Consider the following 6,049-nt stretch of genomic DNA (forward strand, 5'->3'; position numbering starts at 1 on the left):
ATGATTTTTTCTTCTGTCAGGCTGGGTCTGGATTGTCACTCTGCTGCAGTGTAGACTCTTCGACAAGGAGAGGGTTTCATCATGACAGCAGAAGAACAGAAAGAAAGGATACGGTACTTCTATGAAGTGGTGGTTTCACAAAATCTACTTCATAGGTTGGACGACTATATAGCTGATACCTGTACGGTACGCGTGGGAGAAACAGAGTATCCCTGTGGACTTGCCGGAATGAAAGAGCACCTTCAGGCAATCAGAGTTACCTATCCCGACTACTCCATGCACATCATTCGTCAACACTGTGACGGGGAGTATGTCATCTCTGAATTCATTATGCAGGCAAAGCATGAGGGTGAGTGGATTGGCATAAAACCATCAGGCAGGACACTGAGCTTTACCGGAGTCGACATCGACCGAATGGTGGATGGAAAAATCGTCGAGCATGGCGGGGCGGCCAATACCTTTGAGACGCTTTGGGAGCATCAGCTGATCAAGCCGGCCTAACCATTGGGAGGAAGCATATGTACAGCTTTGATGCCGTTATCCAGAAAGTGCCGGACCAAGACGGAGCCTATGTAGTAGTTCCTTTCGATATCAGGCGGGGGTCGGCAAGGATATTTGCAAAAGCATCGGGTCATCAACGCATCAATTTCCGAGGCTGAACACAGCATGTCCCTGGAGTATGCTCACTCATTGGAAAGGGGGCAGCAGCATCCATATCGGCTGGGTGTCTACAAGCCCATCCCCTATGATACGATCGCCGAGATGGCATGGTGGAGCTATGAAACCAAAGAGGGAGCTTTCTATGCAGTACAACCTTAGGCCGCTCAAGCGAGAAGAGTATTCCATGCTTGAGGAGTTTCTCTACGATGCAATCTTTGTCCCATCAGGAGAAGCACCTCCTCCTCCGTCGGTCCTGCTCGAGCCTTCCCTCCAAAATTACTATCAGGACTTTGGAAGGGCGCATGACTACTGTCTTGTTGCCGAACAGGAGGGAATGCTTCTGGGAGCCGTCTGGGCAAGAGTGCTTTCAAGCCCCCTAAAAGGGTACGGCTATGTGGATGAGCATACCCCCGAGCTTGCCATTTCTGTACAGAAGGAATTTCGCGGGAAGGGCATCGGTACTGCATTGCTTATAAAGTTGCTGGATCTGCTTCAGTCAAAGGGATACAGTCAGGTCTCCCTCTCGGTTCAGAAGGGAAATCCTGCAGTGGACCTCTACAAACGCGTTGGATTCACCATCCTCGAGGAGAAGGGTGATGATTATCTGATGCTGTATGCGTTTGCTCGGTAGGCAGAACTCTTCTCATACTCGAAGTGACACGGTATTGTATTGAAAAAGGATACCGATATGTTTCTTTACAAGCTCTCTGTGTTCAGCAAATGGGCCAAGTATATAGGCCTTCTTTCCTACATACTCTCCTTGTTCAGTGACTATGTCCTGTTCTCCTACCTTACGCTGTTTGTCCTGTTTGTTGTAGTGGAGATTGCCCTCAATGCATCGGTGTTTTTTGGGTCGATTGCACTGCTGTAGGGCATGCTTGTAATCAAGAGGCGATACAAGAACAACCTCCCTTCGGTAGAGACTCGTACCAGCAAGGTAACGTATAGCCTCCCCTTTGAAGAGGCGTGGGCCGTGTTCAATGGATGTTTCACCCAAGCCTACTCACACTTGCAGAATACTCCCGTCCAACGCTATGCCTACGACTTTTTGCAAATGGAGAGTGGACGTTCCTGTTCAGGGAATGAACGGGAGGTAGGAAGCTGCTACTGCTACGACAAGGCGATTCTGTCTCCTGCAGGCGGGGTGGTGGTGAAGGTGAACAACCGCTCAAACGATAGCCTTATATTGGGAAAGGGTAGGTATTTCAACCGTTCAAACCACATTGCAGGCAACTATGTGATAGTAAAGCATGCAGAGGAGCAATACAGTCTTATGGCCCATTTGAAGAAGGACAGCATGTTGGTCAAGGCCGGTGAAAGGGTGGTTCGAGGACAGAAGCTGGCACGATGCGGGAACAGTGGAAACTCCACCGAACCGCATCTGCATTTCCATCTGCAGAACGGACCGAATTTTTATACCAGCGTTGGTCTTCCCATTCGCTTCTCCGACATAACAATCCAACCCTGCCCTCGGTACGTACAAATGGATGAGGAGGGTGTCATGAACATACAGGTGATCCAGCATACGAGTGTCCCCATCGCCCGGGTGACAAGTGATTCGATTCTCATCTTCGATGTAGACTCGGCCTTGGACCTCATGGCCAGCGTCTACTATCAGAGTGGGGCGCGTAGGCTCATTCTTGACAGCAGTGCCATTGACGAGCGGTTCTTCGACCTGAAGACTCGTCTGGCCGGTGATATTCTGCAAAAGTTCGTCAATTACCAGACGAAACTGGCCATTATCGGGGATTTTTCGGTGTATACGAGCAAGAGCCTGAGAGACTTTATCCGCGAGAGCAACAGCGGCAGCGATATTTTCTTTGTCGGTGATGAGATGGAGGCAATTACAAGGATTTCGAGAGCATAAAAACCTGAAGAAGCATATTTTTCTATTTCCTTCCGGATGAATCCTATTGTACCCTATGACATATGATTGACTTTCCTGTAATCTTCATTAATTTGACATCAATTGCAGTGATGGGTTTCGTACGCCAATAGGAGGTGCGATAAACAAGCTGCCACCGAACTCTCTATCGCATCGCTGTTCATGATACTCTGGGCGGTCAGCTCCTTTGCCGAGATGCTGAGCGACACCTTTGAAATGAAGGTGTTTTGGAGAAATGTGACCCAAATCGGGGTGTTTATGACTCCGGTGGCAACCTTGATGTTCATCCTTGCCTATACCGAGTATCTACGCAGCCATCGGGTGCTCATCGCCCGTATCGCCTATACCTATCAATTCATTGCCGTGCTCCTCATTCTCACTGACTTTCTCCACCGTTGGGTGCGTATCTCGATCACGCTTTCCCGCAGCGAACCGTACCAGGCGGTAGTGGTTGCATTATCCACATTCGGGAAGTTCCTGATCACAGGCAATTTCTTGTTGATGCTGTTTGCCTTGGTGCTGACCATCATTGCCGCTTTCAATTCACTTAGGGCAACAAGAATGCAAGTTTACAGTGTACTGCTCGGTATTGTGGTTTCCTTGGTATATGCATGCATAAAGGTGGTAAGCGGTGAACAATTCTTACAATCGGTGCCGATTTCCGGTGTATTCGCCCTCTCCGGCTTTTTCATGCTGCTTGGCATCAACCGATTCAACCTGCTCAAGCTTACGCCCCTTGCCTATGAACATACGTTTCGGTTTCTCGGTGACGGGATTGTTGTATGTACTTCCGATGCCAAGGTGGTCGATGCCAATCCTGCAGCACGTACAATGCTGGAAAGCAACCTTTCTGAACTTGAGGAGCATTTGAAGCATACCTACAGCCACTGGTATGCGTTGGTGTTGAAGGGCAAACAGACTAACTTCGCCATACAGTTCAAAGATCGATTCTTCCATGCCGACCTATTCCCCATTACCAATAAGCGCATGGAACCGGTTGGGTCGGTGACCCTCCTCAAGGACATCACCATACTCGAGGAACAACGATTGTTGTTGACCGAATGGGCAGAGAAAGATGGCCTGACAGGCCTTTACAACCGCCAGACCTTCATCGATCGCGTAGAAGTTGAGCTTGCCTGTGCAACAGAGGCTTCTCATCTCCTCTATTTCGATATCGACCACTTCAAGAAGATCAACGACACGTACGGCCATCGGGCCGGGGACCTTGTACTATCGGAATTGGGAGCCCTGCTCACCCGATGGACTGAACCAAAGAGCATCACAGGACGCTTTGGCGGGGAGGAATTTGCGGTATTCTCATCCAGTATAGACACTAAGCAAGCCCGTCTTCGCGCAGAGGAGTTCAGGAAGCTGGTTGCACAGCACTTATTTGTTCATGAAGAATTGGAATTACACGTTACCATCTCGATGGGGTTGGCATCGGCACGAACAGAATCCTTCGACCAATTGTACCGCCTTGCTGATACGCTGCTGTACCAAGCAAAGGATGAGGGACGCAACCGCTTGTGCTCTGGACAGGATGCGGGTCAATCGCTACAGTGAGGACGTCGGTAAGAGCTCTGGTACACCACCGTATTCACCCTTACGTTGAGAATATATGCAAGACACCATACAACAGAAGGCACCACCGTTGTTTACCAAGCGTGTGGTCCTCTTTCTTCTCAGTCAGAATCTCTCGATATTCGGCTCCTCGGTAGTCGGATTTGCCATCATCTGGTATATCACCTTGGAAACCTCCTCGGGTATCTACCTCATGTTGGCAACCTTGGCACAGATGGTGCCCCACTTGCTTATCAGCCTCTACAGCGGGGTGTGGGCTGATCGTCACAGCCGCAAGATCCTGATCATGCTCAGCGACAGCTTCATTGCAGTCGCCACCCTCGTTTTGGCTCTTATCTTTTCTTTGGGCTTGGAGTCAATCTGGGCAATACTGGCAGTCTCGGTCATTCGCTCAATCGGAAGTGGAGTCCAGAGCCCGGCTGTGAATGCAATCATACCCCAATTGGTTGCTGAGGAGCACCTGATGCGTATCCAAGGTATCAACCAGAGCATCAATTCTGCGCTCATGCTCCTCTCTCCTGCAGTAGGTGGAATGATGCTCGGCCTCTTTGGCTTGGTCTCCACCTTCTACCTGGATGTAGTAACGGCAACCCTTGCCGTCCTGGTTTTCAGCTTCATCAAGGTGTCCAAGCCCAAGCAATCGGAACTGACACATTCGGTGGTGGCGGACATCAAGGTAGGTATTTCTTATACTTTCTCACACCCGATTCTCCGCAACCTCTTGATCTGTTACGGCTTCTCGTTCTTTCTCATCACCCCGGCAGCCATCCTTACCCCCTTGCTGGTCGAACGCACCTTCGGCAGTGAAGTCTGGCGTCTCACCCTCAACGAGATGGTCTGGACAGGAGGAGCCTTGTTCGGTGGTCTTTTGGTGTCGCTGAAGGGGACGTTCAAGAACAAAGTCCATGCAATTGCATACTCGCTGGTCGCCTTCGGCATCTGCTTTGCCTTGCTTGGCGTTGCACCCACCTTTCTGCTCTACCTCATCATCATGGGGCTGGGAGGCATATTTGTTCCCTTCCTCAATACCGCCGAAATTGTCATGATTCAAGAGACCACCGATGAAGACAAGCTGGGTCGCGTCTTTTCCATGGTCCAGATACTCAGTGGAAGTGCAATACCGCTGGGCATCCTGATCTTCGGCCCCTTGGCGGACAGGGTCTCGATCCAGCTGCTTCTCAGCATAAGCGGCATCCTCCTGGCTGCAGTCGGCTTGATATATGGGCGAACTGCATCACACCAGCAGGTGATCAAGAAGAGCGAGGTACCCATCCAAGGCCAGTGAGAGTTGTGCTGTGCTGATGTATTCGTCCACCGTGTGGGCGAGCGACTCCTCTGAAGGTCCATACCCTATGGTGGGAATTCCGGCCTCTGCGCAAAAGTGGCTTGCATTGGTGCAGAAGCTGTAGTGGGAAAGAGGACTGGAGGGCAGGGCGGCCTTGGCTGCCTGCACCAATGGATGGTCCTCATCGAGGAGCCATGCAGGGAAAAACCGCTTTGCAGTTATACTCTTGCCGGTATAACAGGTAAGGCTGCCTTCAGCCACCGAAACCGTCGCTCTGATATCAGGATGCTTGTCCAGGATTTGTTGGATCGGGGCGAGGATGGATTTTTCGGTCTCTCCCACAAGCAGGCGCCGGTCGAAGGTGACTTTGCAGGACTCAGGCACGACGGACAGAGCCGGGTAGGGAGATGAGACAATGTCGGTCAATACCAGAATCCCCTCTCCGAGTACTGGATGATGCGGCGCTTTGAGGGCAAGAATCTCAGGCAGTAACGTCAGCATGGCGGTAACAGCATTCACCCCTTCGTCGGGATTGGAGGAGTGGCAGCTTTTTCCAAAGGTTTGCAACACAACTTCTGCACGGCCCCGTTGCCCGCGCTTGATCGCAAGCGAGGATGCTTCTCCCACGATGACAACAT

At 50.9% G+C, this 6,049-nt stretch carries 7 protein-coding genes and 1 pseudogene; 7 read left to right on the forward strand and 1 reads right to left on the reverse strand.

Translation table 11 applies throughout. From position 1 onward, the window contains the following. Positions 1-81: 81 nt before the first annotated feature. The 7 genes and pseudogenes from B3F49_RS08430 (at position 82) to B3F49_RS08460 (ending at position 5,411) form a co-directional block, all read left to right on the forward strand. Positions 82-501, forward strand: coding sequence for an ester cyclase (locus tag B3F49_RS08430; protein WP_293910384.1), 420 nt, complete (start codon positions 82-84; stop codon positions 499-501). A gap of 301 nt (positions 502-802) precedes the next feature. Next, positions 803-1,291: a GNAT family N-acetyltransferase gene (locus B3F49_RS08435; RefSeq protein ID WP_293910386.1), complete on the forward strand. Its 489-nt coding sequence runs from the start codon at positions 803-805 to the stop codon at positions 1,289-1,291. Positions 1,292-1,348: 57 nt separating this feature from the next. Beyond that, positions 1,349-1,531 (forward strand): hypothetical protein, encoded by a 183-nt coding sequence (locus B3F49_RS08440; RefSeq protein ID WP_293910388.1) that lies wholly within the window; start codon positions 1,349-1,351, stop codon positions 1,529-1,531. 3 nt (positions 1,532-1,534) lie between these two features. Further along, on the forward strand, positions 1,535-2,527 hold the full coding sequence (locus tag B3F49_RS08445; RefSeq protein ID WP_293910390.1) for a DUF4180 domain-containing protein: 993 nt from the start codon (positions 1,535-1,537) through the stop codon (positions 2,525-2,527). 132 nt (positions 2,528-2,659) lie between these two features. Continuing rightward, positions 2,660-3,268: pseudogene (locus B3F49_RS08450) on the forward strand (histidine kinase N-terminal 7TM domain-containing protein); the annotation flags it as partial. Positions 3,269-3,532: 264 nt separating this feature from the next. After that, the gene (locus B3F49_RS08455; RefSeq protein ID WP_293910420.1) at positions 3,533-4,108 is read left to right on the forward strand and encodes a GGDEF domain-containing protein; all 576 of its coding nucleotides are present in this window, start codon (positions 3,533-3,535) and stop codon (positions 4,106-4,108) included. 55 nt (positions 4,109-4,163) lie between these two features. Beyond that, a complete protein-coding gene (locus tag B3F49_RS08460) occupies positions 4,164-5,411 on the forward strand; it encodes an MFS transporter (RefSeq protein WP_293910392.1) in 1,248 nt (415 codons plus the stop codon). Here the strand turns inward: B3F49_RS08460 and B3F49_RS08465 are convergent. Next, the coding region (locus B3F49_RS08465) for a M20/M25/M40 family metallo-hydrolase (RefSeq protein WP_293910394.1) at positions 5,361-6,049 on the reverse strand (689 nt) is incomplete at its 5' end. The two genes, B3F49_RS08460 and B3F49_RS08465, sit on opposite strands and share 51 nt — an antisense overlap.

Origin of the sequence: Sphaerochaeta sp. UBA5836 (assembly GCF_002432845.1) — a bacterium.
Lineage (GTDB): Bacteria > Spirochaetota > Spirochaetia > Sphaerochaetales > Sphaerochaetaceae > Sphaerochaeta.